The sequence below is a fragment of the Streptomyces acidicola genome, from assembly GCF_009377235.1.
GTDB lineage: Bacteria > Actinomycetota > Actinomycetes > Streptomycetales > Streptomycetaceae > Streptomyces > Streptomyces acidicola.
Genome location: NZ_VMNX01000003.1, coordinates 1 through 26,903, shown reverse-complemented (window position 1 = coordinate 26,903; position 26,903 = coordinate 1). Strand labels below are relative to the sequence as shown.

The 26,903-nt window shown below is 69.5% G+C and carries 19 protein-coding genes and 1 pseudogene; 15 read left to right on the top strand and 5 right to left on the bottom strand.

Annotation, left to right across the window (positions count from 1 at the left end):
- Positions 1-40 precede the first annotated feature (40 nt).
- The 6 genes from FPZ41_RS02230 to FPZ41_RS02205 all read left to right on the top strand — a co-directional run bounded on the left by FPZ41_RS02230 (position 41) and on the right by FPZ41_RS02205 (position 9,520).
- On the top strand, positions 41-1,639 hold the full coding sequence (locus FPZ41_RS02230) for an FAD-dependent oxidoreductase (protein WP_322619726.1): 1,599 nt from the start codon (positions 41-43) through the stop codon (positions 1,637-1,639).
- A 100-nt stretch (positions 1,640-1,739) separates the two neighbouring features.
- Positions 1,740-3,869 carry a hydantoinase/oxoprolinase family protein gene (locus FPZ41_RS02225; RefSeq protein ID WP_152858430.1) on the top strand — a complete coding sequence of 710 codons (2,130 nt, stop codon included), beginning with the start codon at positions 1,740-1,742 and terminating at the stop codon, positions 3,867-3,869.
- Positions 3,866-4,471, top strand: coding sequence for a hypothetical protein (locus FPZ41_RS02220; RefSeq protein ID WP_322619725.1), 606 nt, complete (start codon positions 3,866-3,868; stop codon positions 4,469-4,471). Before FPZ41_RS02225 ends, FPZ41_RS02220 begins: the two co-directional genes overlap by 4 nt.
- A 3-nt stretch (positions 4,472-4,474) precedes the next feature.
- Positions 4,475-5,764, top strand: coding sequence for a TRAP transporter large permease (locus tag FPZ41_RS02215; RefSeq protein WP_152858428.1), 1,290 nt, complete (start codon positions 4,475-4,477; stop codon positions 5,762-5,764).
- 57 nt (positions 5,765-5,821) lie between these two features.
- A complete protein-coding gene (locus FPZ41_RS02210) occupies positions 5,822-6,823 on the top strand; it encodes a glycoside hydrolase family protein (RefSeq protein WP_152858425.1) in 1,002 nt (333 codons plus the stop codon).
- Between the two features lie 222 nt (positions 6,824-7,045).
- A complete protein-coding gene (locus FPZ41_RS02205) occupies positions 7,046-9,520 on the top strand; it encodes a SpoIIE family protein phosphatase (protein WP_194235958.1) in 2,475 nt (824 codons plus the stop codon).
- A 240-nt stretch (positions 9,521-9,760) separates the two neighbouring features.
- On the opposite strand, the gene FPZ41_RS02200 is transcribed toward FPZ41_RS02205, so the two are convergent.
- Both FPZ41_RS02200 and FPZ41_RS02195 read right to left on the bottom strand, forming a co-directional pair.
- A complete protein-coding gene (locus FPZ41_RS02200) occupies positions 9,761-10,480 on the bottom strand; it encodes an alpha/beta fold hydrolase (RefSeq protein WP_152858423.1) in 720 nt (239 codons plus the stop codon).
- A 21-nt stretch (positions 10,481-10,501) separates the two neighbouring features.
- Entirely contained in the window at positions 10,502-11,473 is a 972-nt protein-coding gene (locus tag FPZ41_RS02195) for an alpha/beta hydrolase (RefSeq protein ID WP_152858420.1), read from the bottom strand.
- A 437-nt stretch (positions 11,474-11,910) separates the two neighbouring features.
- On the opposite strand from FPZ41_RS02195, the pseudogene FPZ41_RS47800 reads away from it, so the two are divergent.
- Positions 11,911-12,139 (top strand): annotated as a pseudogene (locus FPZ41_RS47800) (ferritin-like domain-containing protein); the annotation flags it as partial.
- 260 nt (positions 12,140-12,399) lie between these two features.
- On the opposite strand, the gene FPZ41_RS02185 reads toward FPZ41_RS47800, so the two are convergent.
- A complete protein-coding gene (locus FPZ41_RS02185) occupies positions 12,400-13,014 on the bottom strand; it encodes an FMN reductase (RefSeq protein ID WP_152858417.1) in 615 nt (204 codons plus the stop codon).
- Positions 13,011-14,117, bottom strand: coding sequence for an LLM class flavin-dependent oxidoreductase (locus FPZ41_RS02180; RefSeq protein WP_152858414.1), 1,107 nt, complete (start codon positions 14,115-14,117; stop codon positions 13,011-13,013). Before FPZ41_RS02180 ends, FPZ41_RS02185 begins: the two co-directional genes overlap by 4 nt.
- A gap of 241 nt (positions 14,118-14,358) precedes the next feature.
- Between FPZ41_RS02180 and FPZ41_RS02175 the strand changes: the two genes are divergently transcribed.
- The 7 genes from FPZ41_RS02175 (at position 14,359) to FPZ41_RS02145 (ending at position 23,852) form a co-directional block, all read left to right on the top strand.
- Positions 14,359-15,210 carry an NmrA/HSCARG family protein gene (locus FPZ41_RS02175; protein ID WP_152858412.1) on the top strand — a complete coding sequence of 284 codons (852 nt, stop codon included), beginning with the start codon at positions 14,359-14,361 and terminating at the stop codon, positions 15,208-15,210.
- 395 nt (positions 15,211-15,605) lie between these two features.
- Positions 15,606-16,691 carry a helix-turn-helix domain-containing protein gene (locus tag FPZ41_RS02170; RefSeq protein ID WP_322619724.1) on the top strand — a complete coding sequence of 362 codons (1,086 nt, stop codon included), beginning with the start codon at positions 15,606-15,608 and terminating at the stop codon, positions 16,689-16,691.
- Positions 16,692-16,868: 177 nt separating this feature from the next.
- Positions 16,869-19,616 (top strand): helix-turn-helix transcriptional regulator, encoded by a 2,748-nt coding sequence (locus tag FPZ41_RS02165; RefSeq protein ID WP_322619723.1) that lies wholly within the window; start codon positions 16,869-16,871, stop codon positions 19,614-19,616.
- 85 nt (positions 19,617-19,701) lie between these two features.
- A complete protein-coding gene (locus FPZ41_RS02160) occupies positions 19,702-20,499 on the top strand; it encodes an alpha/beta hydrolase (RefSeq protein ID WP_322619722.1) in 798 nt (265 codons plus the stop codon).
- A 311-nt stretch (positions 20,500-20,810) separates the two neighbouring features.
- The gene (locus FPZ41_RS02155; RefSeq protein ID WP_194235957.1) at positions 20,811-22,061 is read left to right on the top strand and encodes a sugar ABC transporter substrate-binding protein; all 1,251 of its coding nucleotides are present in this window, start codon (positions 20,811-20,813) and stop codon (positions 22,059-22,061) included.
- A 110-nt stretch (positions 22,062-22,171) separates the two neighbouring features.
- Entirely contained in the window at positions 22,172-23,026 is an 855-nt protein-coding gene (locus FPZ41_RS02150; RefSeq protein WP_152858619.1) for a carbohydrate ABC transporter permease, read from the top strand.
- A gap of 13 nt (positions 23,027-23,039) precedes the next feature.
- Positions 23,040-23,852: a carbohydrate ABC transporter permease gene (locus tag FPZ41_RS02145; RefSeq protein WP_152858406.1), complete on the top strand. Its 813-nt coding sequence runs from the start codon at positions 23,040-23,042 to the stop codon at positions 23,850-23,852.
- A gap of 605 nt (positions 23,853-24,457) precedes the next feature.
- Here the strand turns inward: FPZ41_RS02145 and FPZ41_RS02140 are convergent.
- Positions 24,458-24,700 (bottom strand): hypothetical protein, encoded by a 243-nt coding sequence (locus FPZ41_RS02140; RefSeq protein WP_152858403.1) that lies wholly within the window; start codon positions 24,698-24,700, stop codon positions 24,458-24,460.
- A 407-nt stretch (positions 24,701-25,107) separates the two neighbouring features.
- Here FPZ41_RS02140 and FPZ41_RS02135 point away from each other — a divergent pair, with 407 nt between their 5' ends.
- A complete protein-coding gene (locus FPZ41_RS02135) occupies positions 25,108-26,190 on the top strand; it encodes a fatty acid desaturase family protein (protein WP_152858400.1) in 1,083 nt (360 codons plus the stop codon).
- Positions 26,191-26,903: the final 713 nt, after the last annotated feature.

Genomic DNA, 26,903 nt, shown 5'->3' with positions numbered 1-26,903 from the left:
CCCCGATCCAGCCAGCCCCGATCCAGCAGCAAGGAGAAGCGTGATACCCGAAGCAGACATCCTCGTCGTGGGCGGCGGCCTCGGTGGCGTGGCCGCCGCACTCGCCGCCTGCCGGGCAGGACGCAGCGTCGTGCTCACCGAGGAGACGGACTGGATCGGCGGCCAGCTCACCAGCCAGGCCGTGCCGCCCGACGAGCACCCGTGGGTGGAGCAGTTCGGCACGACCGGCTCGTACCGGCGGCTGCGCGAGGAGATCCGGCGGTACTACCGGCTCTGGTACCCGCTGCGGGCCGAGGCCATGGCGCTCACCGAGCTCAACCCCGGAGCGGGCCGCGTCAGCAAGCTCTGCCACGAGCCGAGGGTCGCCCTCACCGTCCTGGAGGGCATGCTCGCGCCCCACCGGGCGGCGGGTCGGCTGACGTTACTCACTGAGCACCGGCCGGTCTCCGCCGAGTCCGACAACGATGTCGTACGGTCGGTGACCCTGAAGGACATGCGCGACGGAACGCGTCGCACCCTCACGGGGCGCTACGTCCTGGACGCCACCGAGACGGGCGAACTCCTCCACCTCGCGGGCGTCGAGCACGCGAACGGGGCCGAGGCACGCGCCGAGTTCGACGAGCCGCACGCCCCGGACGAGGCGCAACCCCACAACCAGCAGGGCATCACGGTCTGCTTCGCACTCTCCCACCACGAGGGCGAGGACCATACGATCGACCGCCCGCAGGACTACGACTTCTGGCGCGCCTACCGGCCCTCGTTCTGGCCCGGCCCGCTGCTCGGCTTCGAGGCGCCCGACCCACGCACGCTGCAGCCGGTGCCGCGGACCTTTGTACCGAATCCCGATCTCGACCCGATCGGTGTCTCCGCCGACCAGAGCGCCGACGCCGGCGACAAGGAACTGTGGGGCTTCCGCCGCGTCCTCGCACGCAAGCTGCACAAACCGGGCGCCTTCGACTCCGACATCACACTCGTCAACTGGCCGCTCAACGACTACTGGCTCAACCCGTACATCGGCCAGGAGGCCGAAGCGCTGTGCGAGGCACGGCAGTTGTCTCTGTCACTGCTGTACTGGCTGCAGACCGAGGCACCGCGCCCGGACGGCGGCACCGGCTTCCCCGGCCTGCGGATCCGCCCGGACGTGACCGGCACGACGGACGGCCTGGCCAAGGCGGCGTACGTCCGCGAGTCCCGCCGTATCAAGGCCGTCACCACGGTCACCGAGCACGACGTGGCGATCGACCTGGTCGGCCCGTACGGCGGAACCCGGCACCGGGACTCCGTCGGAGTGGGCGCGTACCGCATCGATCTGCATCCCTCGACCAGCGGCGACAACTACATCGACATCGGCTCGGTGCCCTTCGAGATCCCCCTCGGGGCGCTGGTGCCGCGGCGGGTCCGCAACCTGCTGCCCGCGGGCAAGAACATCGGCACGACCCACATCACCAACGGCTGCTATCGGCTCCACCCGGTGGAGTGGAACGTCGGCGAGGTCGCCGGCGCACTGGCTGCCCACTGTCTGGCCGAGGACGTCGAGCCGCACCAGGTCCAGGCCGAGGACAAGCGGTTCGAGGAGTTCGCGCGGCTACTCGACCGCGACGGCGTGCAACGTCACTGGCCGGACGTACGCGGCTACTGAACGACCCTCGCACGAACGGGAGTCGCGTACGGGGCGGCTTCACTCGCCCCGCCCGGCGACAGCCCGCGCGAACCGATCCAGCACAAGGAGGTGCCCGGACATGAACACACCCCGCATCCGCGTCGGCATCGATGTGGGCGGAACCTTCACCGACGCCGTGGCCGTGGACGCCACGACCCTCGAACTCCTGGGGCAGGTCAAGGTCCCCACCAGCCACCATCACGAGGACGGCGTCGCACACGGCATCGTCGAGGCGCTCGACCGGCTCATGGAGCAGACCGGCTGTGCCCCGGCCGACGTCGCCTTCCTGGCGCACGGCACGACCCAGGCCACCAACGCCCTCCTGGAGGGCGACGTGGCGACCGTCGGACTGATCGGCATCGGGTCCGGCCCCTCAGCGGTGTTCACCCGCCGCCTCGCCTCGTTCGGCAAGCTCGAACTCGCCCCCGGCAAAAGGCTCCCGCTGGCCTACGCGCATGTCTCCGACCCTCAGGACACGTCAGCCGTCCGCCGCGCCGTCGAGCAGCTGAAGGACGAAGGCGCGTCGGTCCTCGTCGCCAGCCAGCCGTTCAGCGTCGACCGCCCCGAGGGCGAGCAGGCCGTCCTGGACGCGGCACGGCCGTACGGACTGCCGATGACCGCCGCGCACGAGATCACCTCGCTGTACGGGCTGCACAAGCGCACCCGCACCGCCGTGGTCAACGCGGCGATCCTGCCCCGCATGCTGGCCACCGCCGACCTCGTCGACGCCTCCATCACCAAGGCGGGCGTGACCGCGCCGCTGATGGTGATGCGCTGCGACGGCGGTGTGATGGCGCTCGACGAGATGCGCCACCGGCCGCTCCTGACAGTCCTGTCGGGACCGGCTGCCGGAGTCGCGGGCGCGCTGATGCAGGAGCGTGTGAGCGAGGGCGCGTTCCTGGAGACCGGTGGCACTTCGACCGACATCAGCGTCGTACGCCGTGGCAAGGTCGCCGTCCGGCATGCCACCGTCCTCGGCAGGACCTCGTATCTGAGCGCGCTCGACGTGCGCACGGTCGGCGTCGGCGGCGGCTCCATGGTGCGGATCGGCGAAGGCCGGGTGACGGGCGTGGGACCGCGCAGCGCCCACATCGCGGGTCTGCCGTACGCCTGCTTCGCCTCACCCGAGCAGTTGCGCGACGCCACGGTGGACACCGTCCGGCCCATGGACGGTGACCCCGCCGACTACGCCGTGATCGACGCGGCGGGCGGGCGGTTCGCCGTCACCATGACCTGCGCCGCCAATGCTCTCGGCCGCGTCCCCGAGGGCGACTTCGCCCGTTGCGCCCCGGAGACCGCCCGCGCCGCGATCGCGCCGCTGGCCGCCGTGTTCGGCACCGACGTGGCGACCGCGGCCACGCGGATCCTCGACGCGGGCATCGCCCAAGTGAAGACGGTGGTGGACGCCATGATCCGCGACTACCGCCTCGACAAGGACACGGCCGTCCTCGTCGGCGGAGGCGGCGGCGCCGCAACCGTCACCCCGCACCTCGCTCACACCAGCGGCATGGAGGGCCGGATCGCCCGCCACAACGAGGTCATCAGCCCCATCGGCGTCGCCCTCGCGCTCGTACGGGAACAGGTCGAGCGGATCGTGCCCGGCGCCACGCAGGAGCAGATCCTCGCCGTCCGCGCCGAGGCGGAGCGGGCGGTCGTCGCCCAGGGCGCGGCCGCCGAAGGCGTCGAGGTCGAAGTCACGGTCGACCCGCAGACCAACACCGTGCGCGCGGTCGCGACCGGCGCCACCGAACTGCGCACCCAGGACCGGTCCCACCGCGGCGACGACACCGAGCGACTCCGTGCCGCGGCGGCCAGTCTCAGGACCGACCCCGCGACGGTCCATGTCCTGGCGGGCACCGCTGCCCACACCGTCTACGGCACGCGGACGCGCCGCCGCCTGCGGCCGGCCCGCCGACCCGTACGGATCGTGGACATGGACGGCGTCGTACGCCACCACGCCGCCGACGCCCGCGTGGAGACCACCACCGTGGCCGGCGCCCCGGAGGTGCTCGCCCGGCTGGTGGGCGAGTCCACCTCGTACGGCGACGGCGGGGTACGCGCTCCCGCCCTGCGGCTGCTGCTCGGCTCCCGCATCGCCGACCTGTCCGGCGTCCTCGATCCGGGGCCCCTGCTCGCGCTGGCCCGCAGCGAGTTGCGGACCCGCGCGGGCGACGAACCGGTGGTCGCGGTCCTGGAGGTGCGGTCGTGACGGCCGCGGAGGATGAACTCGCCGATCACGACAGCGAGTTGTGGGATCCGGCGTCCGTCGACGACATCGAATGGGCCGTCCGGCTCCTGGCGGCCACACCCACCCACGAGGGCCGTGATCCGCGGTTGCTGCGCCAATGGGCCCGAAGGGCCGATGAGTTCGGATCCCGGCTCGCCCCCGTCCCGTCCACGGCGCGCGTGGTCGAGCGGGACGGCGGGCTGGAGCGGATGCTGCTCGCCCGCTACACGTCACGGCCCCCGACGGTCGAGCTCTACACCGACACGCTGGACCTCGCCGAGGAGTTGGTCGACGCCCGCGGCTGGCGTGTCTGGTACCCGCCGGGCTCGGTGCGCGCGGCCGCGCTCGCCCACGAGGCCGTGCACGCCCACCTGCACCACGGCCCGGGCAAGGCCGCGCTCAAACAGGCCCTCGACCACACCGTGCTGCGCCTCGGACGCCACCGCGTGCCCGGCCATGTCGCGGGTGCCGAAGAGGTCGCCGCCCACGCCTACGCACGAACCGTCTGCGGGCTCGGCCGCAGCCCCCTGCTCCTCACCGCCGCGCTGCGCGCGGCGGTGACCCGGCCCGGAAGAGAGAACTGACCCATGGGCGTCGTCATCCTCCTCGTCATGGCCGTCGGCGTCGGCCTGATGCTCACCCGCAGACTCCCCACCGCCTTCGCACTGGTGCTGCTCGCCGTCGTCATCGCCTTCCTCGCCGGAGCACCGCTCACCGGCGAGAACAGCGTGCTGGACACCGTTCTCCAGGAGGGCGCGCCGGCCCTGGCCGCCACCATGATCGCCATCATTCTGGGCTCCTGGCTGGGCAAGCTCCTCGACGAGACCGGCATCGCGGGCACGCTCGTCCGCAAGATCGTCGAGTTCGGCGGTGACCGCCCGACCGTGGTGGCCCTCGGCGTCCTCGCCGTGTCCGCACTCGTCGGAACGGTGACCGGCTCAGCGCCCGCCGCCATGCTCGCCGGCATCATCGGCATCCCCGCCATGATCGCCGTCGGCGTGCCCAAGGTGACCGCCGCGGGCACGGTGCTGATGGGCATCGCCGTGGGCATCCCCTTCGAGCTGCCGGTGTGGCAGTTCTTCTCCACCGCGCTGGATCTGCCGATCCCGACCGTGCGCGGCTTCATGGTGAAGCTCTTCCCGTTCGCCCTGGTCGCCGCCCTCGCGTTCGTCCTCGTCGAGACACGACGGCGCGGCACGGAGCACGCCTGGTCGCTCAAGTCCCTCAACTCCCCTGCCGCGAAGCCGCGTTCACGCCGCGCGGAGCTGGGCGACGCGCCCTGGTACGCACTGCTCGCCCCCGCCGTCCCGCTCGTCCTCGCCCTGGGCTTCGAACTCGCCATCATCCCCTCGCTGTTGGCGGGCGTCCTGTACGCGCTGGCCACCACGACCCGGCCCGGCGAGATGAACAAGCGGCTGCTGCGCACCCTGTACGGCGGCTTCGAGGTGGCCGCCCCGCCGATCGCCCTGTTCGTCGCCATCGGCATCCTGCTCGCGGCCGTGAAACTGCCCGGCGCGGTGGACGCACTCGAACCGCTCGTCAAGGCCGTCAGCCCGCAGAACGCCGTGCTGTTCGTCCTCGTCTTCACACTCCTCGTCCCGCTGTGCCTCTACCGCGGCCCCCTCAACGTGTTCGGGCTGGGCGCGGGCATCGCCGGCGTCCTCATCGCCACCGGCATCTACCCCGCGGCCGTCGTCCTCGGCATGGCCACCTCGTACAACCAGGTCTTCGGCGTCGCCGACCCCACCAGCACACAGACCGTGTGGAGCGCCCAGTACGCGGGCGTCACTCCCCAACACGTCATGGTGCGCACCCTGCCGTACGTCTGGGCGGTCGCCCTCGGCGGCCTGTGCGTCACCGCCGCCACCTACCTCTGAGCCGACAGCCCCGTCCGGACCTGCGTGAGCCGCAAACCTTCTGTCATTGGAGCCCCCATGCACGAGCACCACCTCGACCGGCGTCTCTTCCTGCGTGCCGGCGCCGCCACCGGAGCCGCTCTCACCGTCGGGACGGCCGTGGGTGCGCAGCCCGCGGCCGCGGCGCCCGGCGGATTCCCCGACTACACGTACGTCCGCACCCTGCTGACGGCGTCCCAGCTGAAGTACAACCCCACCGGCGAGATCATCTTCCCCTGCGTCCGGGGCGTCTACGACAAGCTGGGCTCCCCCCTCGGCCGCTACTACCTGTATTACGCGCCGCACGACGCGCCCGGTGGAATCTGCCTGGCATACGGCAACTCACTGGCGGGTCCGTTCACGGAGTACCCGTCGAACCCGATCGTCTCCAACAAGTGGTCACCGCACTACTCCGTCACCCATGTCTCGTCGCCTCACGTGCTGTGGAACCAGGAGGCCAGGGAGTTCTGGCTGTATTTCCACGGAGAGAACACCACGACTCGCCTCGCCCGCTCGGCCGACGGGGTCCACTTCACGTACGACAAGGTCGTGCTGTCGACATCCATGCTCCCGGCAGGCACCAAGGAGACGTCGTACGCCCGGGTCTTCCGCCACGACCTGCCCTCACGCGGCGCCCATTACGTGATGGTCTTCATGCTCAACAACACCACCAACCACCGTGACATCCACTGGGGTTGGTCCGCCGACGGCCGCTCGTGGACCTATGACCAGCAGCCGCTGATCCGGCACGGCGACGTCGGCGCCGTCAACGTCGGCGGTCCGCACCTTCTCCACCGCAACAACAGCACCTACGTCGTCTACAACAAGGACAAGGGAAGCGGCGGCGACATCATGATCACCGAAGTCGGCAACGACTTCAGCAAGCGCAACCACCTCGGCGTCTTCTACAACTCACGCAGCGCGGCTCCGGAGAACGGACGCGCCGCGGCGCCTTCCTTCGGCACCGACGGCGGCGTCCCGTACATGATCTACGAGGCGGGAGAGAGGCTCGCGGGGGCCATCGCGGTGGCCCGGGGCTGACCCGGCAGGTCGACTCCACGTCCGGCTCCGGCTCCGGCTTTGGTCCGCGACGACCACGTACAGGTAGGTCAGGACGGACGGCGCCTTGATCGCCAAGCCGTAACCACCTGAGCTTCTGCGTCGCCCGGCGATACCGCCGAAGATGACCAGAGGCCACGTACCATTGCAGTGAGTCCGTGTTCGTATGGCTGCTGCCGGACGGCGGCGGAGCGCGGGGCACGTATGACGGCTGGAGGCCGGCGCGGCAGGGCAGGGCGGCGGAGTCTTGTCGCCCTGACGGCTCTGGCGGGTGTCCTGCTCACCGTGGTGGTCGGGGTGGCCTTTGGTGTGCTGTTCTGGTCGGTCGGCAACATGCGGCAGGCCAATCTGGCGGAACGGCATTCCGTGGCGGCGGAGAATCAGGCAAGGCTGGTCGACAACCTCATCCTCGATGTCGAGACGTACCAGCGCGGCTTCGTCATCACCCGGCAGGCTCAGTTCCTCCGGCCGTGGAAGGTCGCCCAAGGCCACTTCCCTCCCCAGGCGCAGGAACTCGTGCGCATCAGCACCTCCCCCGCCCAGCGCACGCTGGCCCAGGAGATCGCCCGGGGCGGCGTGTCCTACATCCGTGATTACTCGATTCCCGTGGTCACCATGGCACAGCGAGGTGATCCGCGGGCGAGCAGTGTGGCGGTGACCCTGGACGGCAAGCGCCGCATCGACGCGCTGCGGGGCCTGTTCGACCGCTACACCACCGCCGAGGGCGCCACCGTCGAGGCCCGCGAAGCCACCACCGACTCGGACGCCCAGCGCGCAGGCATCGCGGCCGCGGTCGGCATCGGGGCGTCGGTGCTGCTCATCGCCGCGTACTCCGGGTATGTGACGCGAGTGATCGTCTGGCCGGTCCGCAGGGCGGCCCACCTGGCGAGCAGACTCGCCGAGGGCGACCTGACCGCGCGTATGCCGCGCACCGGCGCGCGGGAGATCGGGCAGCTGGAAACGGCCTTCAACACCATGGCCGGCTCCCTCGAAAACAGTCTTGAGCAGGCACGGGAGGCTCACCGAAGGCTCAGGCTCCTCTACGACGCCGGCATGGCCGTGGGCACCACCCTCAACATGGCGCAGACGGCACGGGAACTGGTGGGAGTGTCCGTGCCGAGGTTCGCCGACTTCGCCACCGTCGACCTCGCCGTGTCCGTCCTACAGGGTGAGGAACCGACTCCTGCCGGCAGCACGCCTCTGCAGCGCGTGGCCAGGGAGGGCGTCCGCGACGACGACCCACTGGATCCCGTCGGCGCACTGATCCCGTCGGCACTGCCGCTCCCGCCGGCCCGCCGCTCCGGGGCGACCGCACTGTTCGTGGCCGACCTGCGTGCTTCCACCGCATGGCAGGCCGCTCACCCGGAGGATGCGGCGGGACTTCTCGACTACGGCATGAACTCGCTGATCATCGTTCCGCTGACCGAGCAGGGCATGGTCATGGGAACGGTCGCCTTCTGGCGTTTCCGCGAGAGCAAGCCGTTCGAGAAGGAAGACGTCGCCGATGCCGAGGAGCTGGCTCTCAAGGCCGCCGTCGCCATCGACAACGCCCGTCGCTACACCCGTGAGCGCGAGACCGCGCTGACCCTGCAGCGCAGTCTGCTGCCGCAGCACCTGCCCGAACAGCCGGCCGTGGAGATCGCCTACCGCTATCTGCCCACGACCACGCGGGCCGGGGTGGGAGGAGACTGGCTCGATGTGATCCCGCTGTCCGGAACGCGGGTCGCCCTGGTGGTCGGAGACATCGTGGGGCACGGGGTCCATGCCTCCGCCGCCATGGGACGACTGCGCACGGCGGTGCGCACCCTGGCCGATGTCGACCTGCCCCCCGACGAGCTCCTCACCCAGCTGGACGACCTGGTCATGCACCTCCCGGGGGCCGACGAAGCGGCGACCGGGGAGCTGGGCGCGACCTGCCTCTACGCGGTCTACGATCCGGTCTCCCGGCGCTGTTCCCTCGCCAGCGCCGGCCACCCGCAGCCGTTCGTCCTCGCTCCGGACGGCGGGGTGACGGCTGTGACCGGACATGCCGGCCCTCCGCTCGGTGTGGGCGGCCTGCCCTTCGAGACCACCGAACTGGAACTGGCACCGGGCAGCACCCTGGCCCTGTACAGCGACGGCCTGGTGCACTCCCGGGAGCTCGACCTCGACCACGGACTGGACCGGCTCCGCCACATGCTCGCGTCGACCGCACAGTCGGCAGACTCGCTGGACGCCGCCTGCGGTGCCGTCATGGACGCCCTGCTCACGACGCCTCCGTCCGACGACGTCACCCTGCTGCTCGCCCGGACGCGTGCGCTGTCGTCCGAGCAGGTCGTCGCCTGGGACATCCCCGCGGACCCGGAGTGCGTCGCACGCGCCCGGATCCTGACCACCGAGCAGCTGGAGGTATGGCGGCTGGAGGAATCCTCCTTCGTCACGGAGCTGGTCGTCAGCGAGCTGGTGACCAACGCCATCCGCTATGGCAGGCCCCCGATCCAGCTGCGCCTCATCCGCGACACCTCCCTGATCTGCGAGGTCTCCGACGGCAGCAACACGGCACCCCACATGCGGCGGGCCCGTGGCTTCGACGAGGGAGGGCGTGGCCTGCTCCTGGTCGCCCAGCTCACCCAGCGATGGGGCACCCGGCACAGCACGGCCGGCAAGACCATCTGGTGCGAGCAGGCGCTGCCCACGTAGGGGCAATGGCGGTGGCAACCACCGAACTCCACCTTGCCGCAGGGCCTCCTCGGCTCCTTGTGCATGCTGAAGCGATCCGTCCCGTTGATGGATTTCGACGCCCGTTGCTTCGCCGACCCAGTGCGCTTCGCCGGTCTGCTCGCGGGGCGGCCCGCGGCTCGTGGTGCTCGGGATGGCACGGTGGCCTGGCCGCGCGGACGCGGTGGGGAAGTGGTCCGCGCGGCCTTCCGTGCCGCCGGGTCAGCTCGTCGCGCGTACCGCTTCGCGGATCAGGTCGGCAACCTCCTTGGGGCGGGAGACGGCTACGGCGTGGGACGCGCCCTCGACCTCGACGACGGTCGCCCCGGCCCGCTTGGCGGCGAAGCGCTCCACCTCCGGGTTGATGGCCTGGTCGGCGTCGGCCACCAGGGCCCAGGACGGCTTGGTCTTCCAGGCGGCGGCGGTGGCCGTCTCCTCGAAGGCCGCGACGGCGAGCGGCCGCTGCGCCGCCGCGAGGACCTTCGTGACCTCCGCGGGCACGTCGGCGGCGAAGACCGACGGGAACGCACCCTCGGCGATGGTGACCTCGACCGCCCGGTCGCCGTCCGCGACCGGGTACGTCCACTGCTTGAGGTTGCTCACCAGCGGCGAAGCGGGGAAGCGTCCCTGCAACTCGCCGAGGCTCTCTCCCTCTTCGAGGACGTAGGCGGCCACATAGACGAGCCCGACGACGTTCTCAGTGGTACCGGCCACGGTGATGAGCGCACCGCCGTACGAGTGGCCGACCAGTACGACGGGACCGTCGATCTGGGAGGCCACGGAGGCGATGTACGCGGCGTCGGACGCCAGGCCACGGAGCGGGTTCGGCGGCGCGATCACGGGAATGCCGTGGCTCTGCAGTTCCGCGACGACCCCGGACCAGCTGGCCGCGTCGGCGAACGCGCCGTGGACGAGAACGACCGTGGGCGTGGAGGTGGTCATGTCTGCGGTGTCTCCTCGGGTTCAGGCGGTGTGCAGGGCCGCGTGCAGGGTGTTGACGGCCATGGTGATGGCGGCTTCGGCAGCGTGGGTCTCGCGCAGGGCGTTGAGCATCACGAAGTCGTGGATGATGCCCTGGAAGCGCACGGCGGTGACCGGTACACCCGCCTCGCGGAGCTTGTTGGCGTACGCCTCGCCCTCGTCCCGCAGCACGTCCGCCTCACCCGTGATGACCAGGGCCGGGGGCAGGTCCCTGAGCTGCTCGGTGGTGGCGCGCAGCGGCGACGCGGTGATCTGGGCGCGCTCTGCCTCGTCGGTCGTGTACTGGTCCCAGAACCACTGCATGCCGTCCCGGCGCAGGAAGTAGCCGGTGGCGAACTGGTGGTAGGAGCCGGTGTCGAAGTTCGCGTCGGTGACCGGGTAGAACAGCACCTGCTGGACCAGGGGAACGTCTCCGCGTTCCTTGGCCATCAGGGTCAGCGCGGCGGTCATGTTGCCACCGACGGAGTCCCCGGCCACGGCCAGCCGCGATCCGTCGAGCCCCTTGGCCGCACCCTGCTCCACGGCCCACCGCGCGACCGTGTAGTTCTGCTCGATGGCGACCGGGTAGCGGGCCTCGGGCGACAGGTCGTACTCGGGGAACACGACCGCGGCGTTCGCGCCGACGGCGAGTTCCCGCACCAGGCGGTCGTGGGTGTGCGCGTTGCCGAACACCCAGCCCGCGCCGTGAATGTAGACGATCACCGGCAAGGGAGCCTCGGCTCCGAGGGGCTTGACGATACGCGCCCGGACGCTGCCCGTCGGACCGCCCGGAACCGTGATCCACTCCTCGTCGACCGCCGGCTTCTCGATCTCCCCGGACTGCACCTCGTCGACGGCCTTACGCCCCTCCGCCGGGGGCAGGTCGAAGAGATACGGCGGGTTGGCGGTCGCCTCCGCGAACGCGGCTGCCGCGGGCTCCAGCACCGGCTGCACAGGCCCAGTGGCATCAGACATGCGAATCTCCTGGAATTCATGGGGGACGCCGGTCCTTCCGGCGAACGACAGGGACCGTTGCGCTGAGCACACCGGTACCGCTGCTCTTCACGGTAAGAGCGCAGCACGAGCGTCCATTGCCCGTGAGCGCACCACTGGCGTCCTCGCAGTGCACCAAAATCGTCCGCTCAGTCCCGTTGTCTCTCGACGTCCTGCCCAGTGGCTCGATGAGTCGGAGACCCCAGTGCACTGAGAGCGGTGCGCTCACGGGCGCCACCGCATGCGTTCCCGGGCAACGCGTCCGCAGGTTCCGCGCCTGGCCTCGCTCACATACGCACAGCTCAGCACAGCACAGCACAGCACCCACTGGAGGCGCGCGATGACCACCAGTTCCAAGCCCGTGCACCACAGTCAGTTGCTGCATCAAAAGGGCGCGCTGATCCAGGAGTTCGGAACCGTCAAGACCGCGGCCGCCGGACGGCGTCGAGGAAGTCCCAGCCATGCTCTCGCGGCTGCTGGAGGCCCACGAGACCATTCTGACGCAGGCTCACGACGCGGCCGCCGGACTGCCGAGCTGGGCGATGACGGTACCAACGACCGCTGGTCTCGCCGGTGATCCGCACCGGGGAGCTCCAGGCGTGGTTCGTGGCAGAGCACCTGGTCGACACTTCCCTGGTGCGCGCCTGACGCGAGGGAGCAGCCGGTGCCGTGAACGGTCAGGCACCGAAGCGACAGCCGGACGCTGCCTGTTGGTGTCGGTCGCCTCGGCAGTGCTCGAGGGGAGGTCCCGCCGGGCCTCCGTGCCGCGGGCGTCGGCCGCGGCACGGGTCACCTGTCCGGCCCGGCAGGACCCCGTGCGGCGTCCCGCGGCGTCTGCGGTGCTCTTGCGCAGGCACGTGTGGCCCCTCGGGGCCGGCCTCGGTCTCAGCGCAGGTCGGAGACCGGCCTCAGTCGAAGCGCAGGTCGGAGAGCTGCCGTTCGAGCGCGGTGACGTCGTCCTCGGGCACCGCGTCGGCCGGGCGGGCGGCCATGAGGGCGGCCAGCTCGGCCCCCGCCCGTTCCATGCGCCCGGGCAAGCCCTCGGTGTAGGCGTCGCCGCCGGATCCCCAGTCCTCGGACGCCGCGTACACCGCGGTGGGAACGACGGTGGCGCGCAGGTAGGCGAAGAGCGGGCGCAGGGCATGCTCCAGGACCAGGGAGTGGCGGGCCGTGCCTCCCGTCGCCGCGATCAGGACCGGTTTGCCGGAGAGGGCTTCGGGATCGATCAGGTCGAAGAAGGACTTGAACAGCCCGCTGTACGAGGCGGTGAACACCGGTGTCACGGTGATCAGACCGCTCGAAGCCGTCACCGTGTCGATCGCCGCGGCCAGTTGCGGCGGCGGGAATCCGGTCACGAGATTGTTGGCGATGGCGACGGCCAGTTCCCGCAACTCGATGACGTGGATCTCCACCTCGTGCCCGTGTGCGACGAGTGCACCATGGACCGACGAGGCGAGACGGTCCGCGAGCAGACGTGTGGAGGACGGCGTGCTCAGCCCTGCGGACACGGCAACCAGCTTCATGCGGTGGTCACTCCCTTCGCGGAGTCCGCGGACTCCGCGGCGGCGACCAGCGCCGCGTGTGTCGGCGCGTCCGGCACGTCGGCCGGGCGACCGTTCGCGAACTCCTCGCGCAGTACGGGTACGACGTCTTCGCCGAGCATGTCGATCTGCTCCAGAACGGTCTTCAGGGGCAGGCCCGCGTGGTCCATCAGGAACAGCTGCCTCTGGTAGTCGCCGACGGTCTCACGGAAGGACAGCGTCCGCTCGATGACCTGCTGGGGAGAACCCACCGTCAAAGGGGTCTGCTCGGTGAAGTCCTCCAGTGACGGCCCGTGCCCGTAGACGGGCGCGTTGTCGAAGTAGGGGCGGAACTCCCGCACGGCGTCCTGTGAGTTCTTCCGCATGAAGACCTGCCCGCCGAGGCCGACGACGGCCTCCTCCGGCCGGCCGTGACCGTAGTGGGCGTACCGCCGCCGGTACAGCTGGACCATCCGCCTCGTGTGCTCGGCCGGCCAGAAGATGTTGTTGTGGAAGAAGCCGTCGCCGTAGAAGGCCGCCTGGTCGGCGATCTCCGGAGACCGGATGGAGCCGTGCCAGACGAACGGCGGTACTCCGTGCAAGGGACGAGGCGTTGACGTGAACCCCTGAAGGGATGTCCGGAACTTCCCCTCCCAGTTGACGACGTCCTCGCGCCACAGACGGCGCAGCAGCCCGTAGTTCTCCTTGGCCAGGTCGAGTCCCTGCCGGATGTCCTGCCCGAACCACGGGTAGACCGGTCCGGTGTTGCCACGGCCCAGCATCAGGTCGACCCGGCCGTCGGCCAGGTGCTGGAGCATCGCATAATCCTCGGCTATCTTCACCGGGTCGTTGGTGGTGATCAACGTCGTGGCGGTGGACAGGATCAGCCTCTTGGTACGGGCTGCGATGTAGCCGAGCATCGTGGTCGGGGACGACGGTACGAACGGTGGGTTGTGGTGCTCCCCGGTCGCGAAGACGTCCAGCCCGACCTCCTCCGCCTTGAGCGCGATGGTGACCATCGCATTGATGCGTTCGTGCTCCGACGGAGTACGTCCGGTGGTCGGATCGGTCGTCACATCACCGACCGTGAAGATGCCGAACTGCATGGGTCCCTCTTCTTCCTGCATTCGTACGAGAGGTAGGGAACGGTAGGCGCCGGACGAGCGGTCGCCATGACTGTGCGTGCACCGGAACGAGCCCTCCAGCGCCCTCCTCGTGCGGATGCGGAACTCGGCACTCTCAGACACGGAGCTGTGCGCCACGAGGCGATTCGCCCGGCCGTCACGTGCCTACGGTGGGGACCAGCGGAACCGGCCATGTCCGGCCCACGACGAAGGGAACTCTTCGATGGTCGATGAGACGATCTTGGTGCTTGCGGCAACCGGAGGACAGGGCAGAGCTGTGACCGAGGCGCTGCTGGGTCGCCGGGCACGGGTACGCGCGCTGGTGCGCGACCCCGAGCGGCCGGCGGCGCGGGAACTCTCCGGCCAGGGTGCCGAACTGGTGGCGGGCTCCTTGACCGATCGCAGGTCGCTCGCCGCTGCGATGACCGGCGTGGCGGGCGTCTTCGCGCTCACCACTCCCTTCGAGGCCGGCGTGGAGGCGGAGGTGGTCCAGGGACGAGCGATCCTGGCTGCCGCGCGGGAGGCGGGCGTGCCGCATCTCGTGTTCAGCTCGGTCGCCGGAGCCGACCAGAAGAGCGGGGTACCGCATTTCGACAGCAAGGCACGCATCGAGGCCGAGCTGACTTCCGGCGATGTGCCTTACACGATTCTGGGGCCGACGTACTTCTTCGACAACGCGCTCGGCGGAGCGGAGCGCATCCTCGGCGGCGTTCTCGATCTGCCGCTGCCGCCCGACCGGCCGTTGCAGCAGCTTGCCCGCCGCGACCTGGGTGCGTTCGCGGCGGAGGTCCTGTTGAACCCCGCTCCCTACCTCGGGCAGCGTGTCGAGCTGGCCGGTGACGCGCCCACTCCCCAGCAGATGGCGGCCGCGCTCAGCGCGACGCTGGGACGCGAAGTCCGCCATGAGCGAGTGCCGCTGTCAGCGATCGGCAACCCTGACATGCACGCGATGTGGACGTTTCTGAACGGCCCCGGCTATCGCGTCGACGTCCCCTCACTGCACGCCGCTCACCCGGAGGTCCGCTGGACCAGCTTCGCCGACTGGGTGCGCGTCACCTTCGCGGGGGCCCGTTGAGGCAGCCATGCCGGTACCGCCTCGGCACACATGACGTGGCGGTACCGGCATGGGCATGGCTGTGTTCGCGTGCTGTGCGCCGGCCACTGCGGATGGCTCTGCGCGACGCCCTCGCCTCACTCGCCTGTGCCCTCATGCCGCCGACGTCCCGAGCATGCTGCCGACGTCCCGAGAAGACCGGCACATGATCCGGCTCGCAGGGCCCCTGCGTCCCGCCGCGCACTTCCCCGTCCCGGTCCCGCACCTCTGATCTCACGCATCCACGCGATGCGCCGGCCAAGGCCCGGCTGGCACCGTGTCCGGAAAGGACACCCGCCGGAAGTACGGAGATCATGTCGCCGGATTCACCGCTACTCGAAGCCGACCCCTCGGCCACGCTTTACACCACGGATTCGGTGCCGACGCACCGAAGGCGCACGTACTGGTGCGAGGCCCTGTCCCGGACGTTCGGCGCCGTGGACATGACCGTCCCCGACGAGGTGGACCGCGGCACGATTCGTACGTCGCCACTGGGCCAGATGCTGGCAGTCACGGTGGACGGTGATCCCCTGCGAGCCGTGCGCACCCGACGGCTCATCGCGGGAAGCGACAACGACGACTACGTGGTCGTGAAGCTGGTGAGCAGAGGGGCCGCCCGCATCGAGCAGGACACCCGTGACGTATTCGTGCGGCCGGGGCAGCTCTTCATCTACGACATGGCGCGTCCGATCCAGTTGACCCTCCCCGAGCGCTTCCAGACGAAGTCTCTCGTCCTGCCGCGCCAGGTGCTGGGCCTGAGCGAGTCGGACCTGCGGCAGATCACGGCATCGCCCCTCGATACCGAGACGGCACTCGGCGGGCTGCTGTCGCCCTTCCTGTCCCGGCTCGTGGACACCGCGGGGTCGTATCCGCAGCGCACCGGCGAACTGATCGCCAGTAACGTCGTGAACCTGCTGACGGTGCTGGCCGACGAGCGACTGAGCAGGGACACCGTGGGCACGCCGAGCGCCGCTCGGGTGTTGCTGCTGCGGATCAGGGCCTACATCGACCGGCACCTCGCCGACCCGGACCTGACGCCGGACGCCGTGGCCCGCGCCCACCACATCTCCGTGCGCTATCTGCACAAGCTGTTCCAGGCCGAGGACATCACAGTAGGCCGGTGGATTCAGCGCCGTCGGCTGGAGGAGTGCCGGCGTGAGCTGACCCGCCGGGAGGCGGCGAACGTGACCATCGCCGCAGTGGCCCACAGGTGGGGTTTCACGAGCGCCTCCCACTTCAGCCGGGTGTTCCGGACCGCTTACGGGATGTCCCCCGCCGAGTGGCGGGACCACACGGCCCGAGAATCTCGTGTCGCCCCCGTTGCCACATGGCGCGTCTCAGATGCCGAAACCGGTGAGGGCGCTGCGGTGCCCTCGTTCCAGCCCTCCCCTGTCCGGCGTCCCGCCGACGAAACGGACGACACGGCGGGCCACGGCGGGGGAAGTTCCCGGTCCGCGGCGTGAGCGGAGTCACTCGCCCCCCATACCACGTCTGCATGGAGCTGTCGTTCTTGCGATAGTGGACCCGCGGCGCGTCGTCTGCGTCCTCCGGCACTGTCAGGCGACGCTGAAGAGCGGAGTCACCAGTCGGCGCGTGCGGAGCCCGGCTCGGGTCGGCCGGTGCGGACGAGGAGAGTGTGCGTGGCGGGGTCAGGCGGATCGCTGTCCCGGAGCGGTCTGCGCGGCCGAGAGGTCGAGCTCGACGAACTACGGACTCTGATCGCCTCGGTGCCCCACACCGGAAGCGGTGCCCTGGCCCTGGTCCAGGGCGAAGCGGGCATCGGCAAAACCACGCTGCTCGCCGAGGCCGTCGCCAGGGCTTGCGAAGCGGGGTTCTCGGTCGGCCTCGGCAAGGCCGATGAGCTGCATCACATCGTGCCGCTCTCGTCGTTGGCGGCTTGCGTCCTGCACGGCGATCAGCCGCTGCTGTCCGGCGATGCCTTTGCCGATCTCGCCCGTCATCACGATCAGCGGATCTGGCTGGTGGAGCGTCTGGCGGAGGCGATCGAAGCCAGAGCCGACAGCGTGCCGGTGCTGATCGCGCTGGACGACGTGCACTGGGCCGACCAGCTGAGCCGGTTCGCCCTGAAGCAACTTCCGGCACGCCTGCGCACCTCGCCGGTTCTGTGGATCCTCACCGCGCGACAGGAGCCCGCCGGCCCGGCGGAGGAGATCGTCGCAGCGGCGACGGAAGAACTCCCCACGGTGACTGTGCCGCTGGGCCCGCTGTCCGGTGCGGCCATCGGCCAACTGGCCGGCGACACCCTGGGGGCAGCCGCCGACGAACGGGTACGGGACTTGCTCGACGGAGCCGGCGGAAACCCGTTTCTGGCGGTCGAGATGCTCACAGGACTGCGGAACGACGGCGCCTCGGCCGAGCCCGTGCCCTCAGGGCTCGTGCTGGGTGTGCGCGCCAGACTCAGGTCTCTGGGGCCCGAAACCCTGCGCTTCCTTCGACTGGGAGCAGTGCTGGGACGCAGGTTCGGCTTCCACGACGCTGCCCTGCTCTGCGGCCAACCGTCCACCACCTTGATCCCCGCGCTCGAGGAGGCGGTGCGCGCGGGGATCCTGGACGACGACGGGGACCAGCTGGTCTTCCGGCACGATCTGCTGCGTCAGGCGGTCTACGTCGACATCCCGCCGTCGGCCCGGAAGGTCCTGCACCGCGAGGCTGCCGACCATCTGGTCTCCGCGGGCCACCGGCCGATCGACGCGGTGTCGCACATCCTCAGGGGCGCCCAGCCCGGAGACGAGGAAGCGGTGACGCTGCTGCGGCGAGCCGCTGACGACGTGCTGCCCGTCACACCGGGCCTCGCGGCCGACCTCATGACGCGCGCCCTGGAGTTGGTGCCGCCCGCGCGGCCGCAAGGGTTCGTCGTGGGTGAGCAGGCGATCGTCTGCCTGACCCGGGCCGGCAGGAACCGAGAGGCGCTGTCGACCGGCGACCGGCTACTGGCCCGCCGGCCGCCGATGGAGGTGTTCAGCCGACTGCAGGCTGCTCTCGGCGGAACGCTGTGGAACATGGATCTCGCCGACGAACTGCGCCGCCGGACTGAAACAGCACTCGCGGTCGGGGGCGCCGCCCCAGAGGTCGGGGCGAGGCTCGCCGCCCTTCGTGCCCTGGCCCTGTCCCGGGGCCATGATCTTGACGCGGCGCGTGAGGCCGGCGAGACCGCGCTGCGTGCCGCCATCACCGTCGGTGACAGAAACGCGCACGTCCTGGCCCTGTTCGGACTCGGCGAGATCGCGCTCAACGCGGGTGAGAACGCGATCGCGCTGGAGCGCTTCACCGCGCTCAGTGCCGTCGATCCCGCCTACTCCCCCGAAGAGATCGTCGCGTACCAGCACATGGACGACTTCAACACCGGCGAACGGCTGCTCCTTCAGGCAGCGGACAATGCCGGGTCGTTCCGTCAGGCGATGCTGCTGTGGGCGCAGGCTCAGCAGCATCTGGGGCTGGGCAGGCTCGACGACGCAGAGGCCGACTTCGTGACGATGGAGCGCCTGGAGGACGACGTGCAGATACCTGTCCAGCAGGTGAACGCACGCGTGATCCGCTCCCGGATCGCTCTTCTGCGGGGCGACCGGGACGCGGCGCGACAGCATCTGGCCGCGGCGCAGAAAAGGCTGGCGGCCAAACCGAACCCGGGCAACACAGCCGCGGTGCGCTTCCTGGAAGCGGTCATCGCCGAGGACGACGGGGACATCGGGCTTGCCGTCGACAAGATCCGGCAGGTGCAGGAGGAAGGTCCCTTCATGCGCTGGCGGCTGTTGCGCACGTGGGTCGATTCCGCGATACGCACAGCCCTGTCGGGCGCGGACCGCCAACTCGCCGAGGACTTGGCAGCACAGGCCGAAGCCCACGCCGAACGCAATCCGGCCGTTCCCACCGCCACGGGCATCGCCGCGCAAGCCCTCGGGCTCGTGAAGAACGATCTCGCCATGCTGGAACGCGCCACAGCACTGCTCGGCACAAGCCCTCGCCCACTGGTCCGGGCCGCAGCCCACGCCGACCTCGGCCAGGCGCTTCTGGCGGCAGGCCGCAAACCTCAGGCAGTAGCGGCCCTGACTCGCGCCCATGCCACGTTGGCGGAGTCAGGCGCCCACGCCGCCGCCGCACGCGTACAGCAGGTTCTCGATGGCGCACAGGCGGGCGGCCACAGGGCAGCGACGAAACAGAGGCCGGTCCAGGGATGGGAAGCCCTGACGGCCTCGGAGAAGAAAGTCGCGCGCCTGATCGCCGAGGGCCACACCAACCGGTCGGCCGCCGACTTCCTCGTCGTCTCCCCGCACACGGTCAACACGCACCTGACGTCCGTCTTCCGCAAGCTGTCGGTCAACTCCCGGGTCCAGCTCGCCAACGTGGTCGTGGCCTTGCGCGACCACTGAGCGGATCTTGTTGGTACGTTCGCGCGATGCGCGCCGTATCCGCACGCGCTTCGCTGGGCAACCACATCCTTCGGAGGCCAGCGACGTGCACGGACCCACCCCACCACCGCCGACCGTCGTCCTCGTGCATGGGGCGTTCACCGACGCCTCGTCCTGGGCGCCGGTCATCAGGCTCCTTCGCACCGACGGCCTCACGGTGCTCGCCCCGGCGAACCCGCTGCGCGGCCTGACGCAGGACGCCTCCTACATCAGGAGCGTGCTGCGCCAGATCGCCGCCCCGGTCGTGCTGGCCGGCCACGGCTACGGTGGCGCGGTCATCACCCATGCCGCCACCGACGCGGACAACACCGTGGCGTTGTGCTACGTAGCGGCGTTCGGCCTCGATGCCGGAGAGTGCGTTGGGGACATCACGAAGCGGTTTGCCCCCATGCCCGTGACCGAGGCGAACCTCACCGACGCCCGCCCTGCCCGCTTTCCCGCCGGCCTGGAGAGCGAGCTGTACATCCGCCAAGAACGGTTCAGGCAGGTGTACGCCGCCGACCTGTCAGCCCGCGTCACCGATGTGCTGGCCGTGACGCAACGCCCGATCGCTCAAAGCGCGCTCAGCGATACCTCGGGCCCGCCGGCATGGGCCTCCAAGCCGTCCTGGTTCGCCATCGCGGCCGCCGACCAGATGCTCAACCCCATCGCTCAGCGCTTCATGGCACAGCGCATGGCGGCCACCGAACACCTGCTGAAGGCTTCGCACGCCGTTGTGCTGTCCCAGCCCGGCGCCGTAGCGGCGATGATCCAGGAAGCTGTCGAGCACGCCACCGACTGTGGCGACGGCAACAGCGACAGCAACGGCGGCAAAATTGAACAAAATTCCCAACTGGGCAAATAAGGTAATTATTTACCCTTTCGGTCACTCTCTCCTCCCCGAGCCGCATCGGGGAGACACCCACCCGAGAAACGGCTGGACAGCCGCTGACCTGCCCTCGAAGCCGATCTTCCGCGGGCTCGACGCCACCGGTGTTCGATATGCTCGTTGAGGCGGGAGAGTCTCGTACGGACCATCCCGCCGGCGATCCGGACTCCTTGCCGTCGCGCGCAGGTTCTGCACTGCGCCGGTCGCCACGGGACGTCCTGGACTCCGTCCGACTTCCCGAGACGGGTATTGCGGCAACAGACACCACTCGGGAAACAGGCACCACCATGATCTCACCGGTCAGACCGTCGGTTCGGCAGACCAGCGCCCTCTTCGGAGCTCTCGCCCTGCTCCTGGCCGCCACGGGGTGCGGTGGCGGAGCCGGCGCCGGATCCGCCACCGGTGAGGTCACCGCGATCACTGCCCTCGACTACTACACCGATGAGCCGGAACACACCCAGTGGGGCAACCTGCTCACCGCCTGCGGCAAGAAGGCCGGCGTCACGGTCGAGCACACCAGCGTTCCCGGGGCGTCGCTGGTCCCCCAAGTGCTGCGGCAGGCGTCGTCGCGGACCCTTCCGGACCTGTTGATGCTGGACAACGCCGACCTCCAGCAGATCGCAGGGACCGGCGCGCTGACCCCGCTGGACCAGTACGGCATCGACTTCAACGGCTTCGCCAAGGGCATCCTCTCCGCTGGCACCTACCAGGGGAAGGTGTACGGACTGGCGCCCGCCGTCAACACGGTCGCCCTCTTCTACAACAAGGACATGCTCTCCAATGCCGGTGTTGCCGTGCCGGAGACCTGGGGCGAACTGAAGACGGCAGCGGCCAAGTTGACCCGTCCGGGGCGCTACGGCATGGCCGTCGACGCGAACGCCACTTTCGAAGGCAGCTGGCAGTTCCTGCCCTTCCTGTGGTCCAACGGCGGGCACGAGAAGCAGTTGGACACCCCTCAGGCCGCGCAGGCACTCCAGCTGTGGGTCGACCTGGTGAAAAGCGGATCCATGTCGAAATCGGTGGTGAACTGGAACCAGTCCGACCTCCACGATCAGTTCCTCGCCGGCAGGACAGCCATGATGATCAACGGCCCGTGGCGGATCCCCGCCCTGAACCAAGCCGAGAACCTGCATTGGGGGGTGGCGCCCGTTCCCGTCCCCCGCGCGGGGCAGACCCCCGTCACACCGCTCGGCGGTGAGGTGTGGACAGTCCCGCAGAGCGCTTCCAAGTCCCGGCAGGAGAAGGCCGCCCGGGTACTCGCCTGCCTGAACGACTCCTCGAGCATGCTCACCGTGGCCAAGGAACACTTCACCGTGCCCTCCCGCACCACGGTGGCCTCCCAGTACGCCGAGCAGGTCCCGTCCATGGCCGCCTTCGTCCACAGCGTCGAAGGGGCCCGGTCCCGTACCAGCGAACTCGGTGTGAAATGGCCGAAAGCGGCGACCGGGATATACACCGCGATTCAGTCCGCGCTGACTGGCGAGCAGACACCGGAAAAGGCACTCGAGCGTGGGCAGCAGATCGCGACCGGCTCGTGACCTGTCCGCTGGGAAGGGACAAGGACCGCAGGGACAAGGACCGCAGGGACAAGGACCGCAGGGACAAGACCGTGGCCCGGGTTCGCCTTGGAGAACGGCTCGCCCAGTGGATGTTCCTCGTGCCCGCCATGGCATACCTGCTGCTGTTCTTCGGCTACCCCATCGTCAAGAACATCGTGATGAGCTTCCAGCAGTACACGCCGACGACGTTCTACACCAGTACCGCACCGTTCGTCGGACTGCGGAACTACTCCACCATCCTGTCGTCGGACCTGCTCTCCAAGGCGCTGCTCACCACGGTCCTGTTCACCGCCGGTTCGCTGCTCGGGCAGTTCGTGCTCGGCCTCGCCTTCGCCCTGTTCTTCCAGCGCAGCTTCCCGCTGGGCGGCGTGCTGCGGTCGCTGTTGTTGCTGCCATGGCTGCTGCCGCTGGTGGTCTCCGGGACGACATGGAGGTGGATGCTCGACACCGACACCGGAGTCGTCAATGACACGCTGCGCAACCTCCACATCCTTTCGTCCGGTGTCCCCTGGCTCACCGGCACCTCACAGGCACTCGTGTCGGTGATCCTCATCAACATCTGGGTGGGAATCCCCTTCAACACCACCATCCTGTACGGCGGTCTGCAGGACATCCCGACTCATCTGTACGAGGCGGCGGAGCTGGACGGCGCCGGTCCGGTGACGTCGTTCCGCCACATCACCTGGCCACTGCTGCGGCCCACGGTCAGCGTTGTACTGGTGCTGGGCGCGGTCTACACGCTCAAGGTGCTGGACCTCATCCTCGTGGTGACGGGTGGAGGACCTGCCGACGCCACGGAGACCATCGCCACCCGGTCCTACGAACTGTCCTTCCAGCAGTTCGAGTTCGGCCCCGGCGCCGCGATGGGCAACGTACTCATCGTCATCTCACTCGCCTTCGCCATCGTCTACCTGCGCGCCAACCGACGCGCCCGGAACGTCTGAGGGGGACACCGTGATGCGCGCTCCGAAGCGGGGCCGGCCGTCCACGATCATCGGGATCGTCCTGCTCGGGCTGATGCTGTTCCCCGTCTACTGGATGGTGAATGTGTCCCTCCAGCCGGCGGGCAGCGCACTGCGGGGAAGCTGGTTCCCCTTCCACCCTGACGTCAGCGGTTACGCCACGGCAATCCGCGATCAAGGGCGCAACCTCGTCACCAGTCTCGTCGTGGCTCTCGGCAGCGTCCTCCTCAGCCTCGCGCTCGCCGCGCCGGCGGCCTACGCGCTCGCCCAGTTGCGCGTCCGAGGAGCCGACCTCGTCCTTTTCGGCGTCCTGGTCACACAGATGGTGCCGAGCATCGTCGTGGCCAACGCGCTGTACAGCGCCTACAACGACCTGGGACTCCTGAACTCCTACCTCGGACTGGTCCTCGCCGACTCCACCACAGGCGTCCCCTTCGCGATCATCGTTCTGCGTTCGTTCATGCAGGGCATACCCCAGGAGATCATCGAGGCAGCGCGCGTGGACGGTGCCGGGAGGCTGCGCGCCTTCCGCTCCGTCGTACTCCCGGTGAGCGCAAACTCCCTGATCACAGCAGCCCTCTTCACCTTCCTCTTCACCTGGAGCGACTTCCTCTTCGCTCTCACGCTGACCACGACACCGACCGTGCGGCCGATCACTCTGGGCATCTACGAGTACATCGGCGCCCACACGAACCAGTGGAACGCCACCATGGCAACCGCCGTTCTGGCCTCCGTCCCGGCAGCCGTACTGCTCGGCCTCGCCCAGCGCCACGTCGCCCCTGGAGTCACCGGCGGAGCCATCAAGTAAGGGGACATACCGTCTCCGCCCAGTGCGTCGGCGACGCACGCCCCTACGTCCTGCGCGAACGGGTGCGTCGTGTGCCGACCCCTGGACCAGTGGATCGCCCGAGCCTTCCCCTGGGTGGTCACGGTGTTGATGGGTCGGATGGGCTGTCGTACGGTCCGGAGCATCCAGCGACCCCGGGGGGCGAGATCACCACGGCCACGCCCCGGCCGGTCTGCTGGATGCCGTGAAGGCCGGGATTCTCAGTCGCTGAACCCCAGGTGGGCGAAGATGACATCCCGTACTCGCAGGACCGCATCGGGATCGATCGCGGCGAGCACCGGTATCGCATGATGCCGGCCCTCCGGGGTGAGGGCCTCCGCGAGGAGGGCCCGTGCGCGCGGGAGGTCGGGGCCGGAGGGGGGACGAGGAGCGTGGCCAGGCGGCGGGCGAGGGGCATGATGTCGAACTGGGCGTAGAGCGGAACCGGTACACGGTCGCCGGGCAGCGAAGCCACGTACGCGGCGAGGTGAGGGTGGGACCCGTCGTAGTCCTCGTACGAGATTCCAGGACGTACGGGGCGTGCAGGACCTCCCGGACGCGCGCACTGCGTTCGCCGTCGTGGAGCCTCACAGCAACGAGCAGTGGTACGAGGTGCGACACGGATCGGAGTGCACGCCGTCGAGCACGTCGTCCACCAGTCGTCCTGCCAATTCCGGGTCGTACGGCCACAGGCCTGCCGCAGCCTCCATACGGGCACGATCCTTCTCGTATCCCCTCCGCAGTCCGCCCTCGCGCGACGGTGCCTGAAGGATGTCCGCGACGCGATCGGCCGCGCCCGCCCACGCCAACGCCTGGACTGCGGAAATCATGGAGGAGGCAGACGCCCAGCCCCTGTCGACCGCCAACGACCGGTCAACGGCCGCCTCGGCGAGACGCAGTGCCCGGCCGGGGTCGCCGCCGACGACCGCCAGGGACGCACAGGAGACTCATCTCACCTGGGGTACCGAAACGACCTGACCAGGCCGTGGTGGGGGCGAACCCTGACCGCCCGTACCAGTCGCCCCGGATCTGCTCACCGTCCCGCCGGCGAACCGTACAACCCGAACGCCCCGGCCCGGTCCGTCACTCCTCGCCGCGGACGCGCGCGTTACGGAAAGGAGCAGGTCACGGCATATGGGTGGCGACAACCCCCTAGGGTGTTCTGGGGGCAGCACCCCTGCGCATACGGTGACTGGCAGGCTGCCCCGGCCGGACGACCATCCGCAGACTCGGCTTCATGACGTTTTCCACCAACCCATCCGCCCCGGCCCAGACACCCGCCACCCGTCCCCGTACGTCCGGCACCGGCACCGGCACCGGCAGCGACTTCGCCAGGCTCTCCCAACGCATCTCCGCTGCAGGCCTGCTGGAGCGACGCCCGGGTTACTACACCTTCCGTCTCGGTCTGGTGACTGCCCTGCTGGCGGCGGGCTGGGTGGCCTTCTTCGCGCTCGGCGACACCTGGTGGCAACTGGCGGTCGCCGCCTGTCTGGCGCTGATCTTCGGCCAGATCGCCCTGGCGGCACACGACCTGGCGCACCGTCAGGTTTTCCGCCGCCGCCGGCCGAGTGAGATCTGGGGCCGGCTGTTCGGCAACCTCGGTATCGGCATGAGCTACGGCTGGTGGATGAACAAGCACACCCGCCACCACGCCAACCCCAACCACGAGGAACTGGACCCCGACGTCGCCCCGGACATCCTGGTGTGGTCCACCGCACAGGCCCGCTCCAGCCGCGGCCTGTCCCGCTTCCTCGGCGGTCACCAGGCGTTCCTGTTCTTCCCGCTGCTGACGCTGGAAGGCTTCAACCTGCACGTCGCGAGCGTGCGGGCGCTGCGCTCACCCTCCATGAAGAACCGACTGCTGGAGGGCACCCTGCTCTTCCTGCACATCGCGGGCTTCCTGTCCGCCCTGTTCCTCGTGCTCTCCCCTGGCAAGGCGGTGGCGTTCCTCGCCGTGAACCAGTGCCTGTTCGGCGTCTACCTCGGCTGCACCTTCGCCCCGAACCACAAGGGCATGCCGACGCTCACCGGCGACGAGCGCCCCGACTTCCTGCGGCGCCAAGTACTGACCTCCCGCAACGTGCGCGGCGGCAGGCTCACCGACGTGATGCTCGGTGGGCTCAACTACCAGATCGAGCACCACCTGTTCCCGAGCATGCCCACTCCCCATCTGCGGCGGGCCCAGGTCATCGTGCGCGACTACTGCGCCGAGATCGGAGTGCCGTACCACGAGACCGGGCTGATCCAGTCCTATCGCGAGGCCCTGGCCCACCTGCACCGGGTAGGGGAACCGATCAGGCAGCAGCGCAGCGCGTCGTGACAGCGGCCCGGCGTGCCCCCGCACCGCGGGGGCGGCGGGCCCATCGCGGCCATGACAGGTGCTTCTCTACCGCCCAGCCGCCCCACCTGCAGCCAACCACCCATCACACCGCTGACCTGGCCGGATGATGTATCGGCACCTGCACAGTCAGCTGGAGCCGCGCAGGCGGGTCATCTGTTTGTCGAGGTTGCGGACTTGAGTCGATTGGGCCCCAAAGGCGTTGGCCACTAGAGGGCTGACGGCTTCGAGTTCGGCGAGGGCATCATCATGGGTAGCCTGATGCCGCCAGCATGTGTGCGATGAGGTACCGGGAGTCGCGGACTTGGTCCGCAGTTTCGCTGTTCAGAGCGGCGTCGGTGTTCTGGACGTAGAACCGCAGCTGCGGGAGGGCTTGGCCGGGTTTGCCAGTCTCGGCGTATGCGTGTCCCGCGTGATAGGTGCAATCCAGGACCAGGGGACTGTTCGGCGGCAGGTGCTTGCGACAACCGCGCCCCACGAGGTCGAACAAGACGGCGGCGCCTGCGTTTACGCCTGCGTAGACTCGGCAGGCCAGGACGGACATCGCCGTCACGCCGGGGGCATCCCCCTCCATGCTCAGGATCCGTGCCTACGACCAGCAGGTGTCCCGCATCGGCGGATACCTCGACAGCATCGAGCTGACGTATGCCCGTTGAGGGATCGGAAAGGCGGCCACCGCAGTGGGGGGGCGGGTG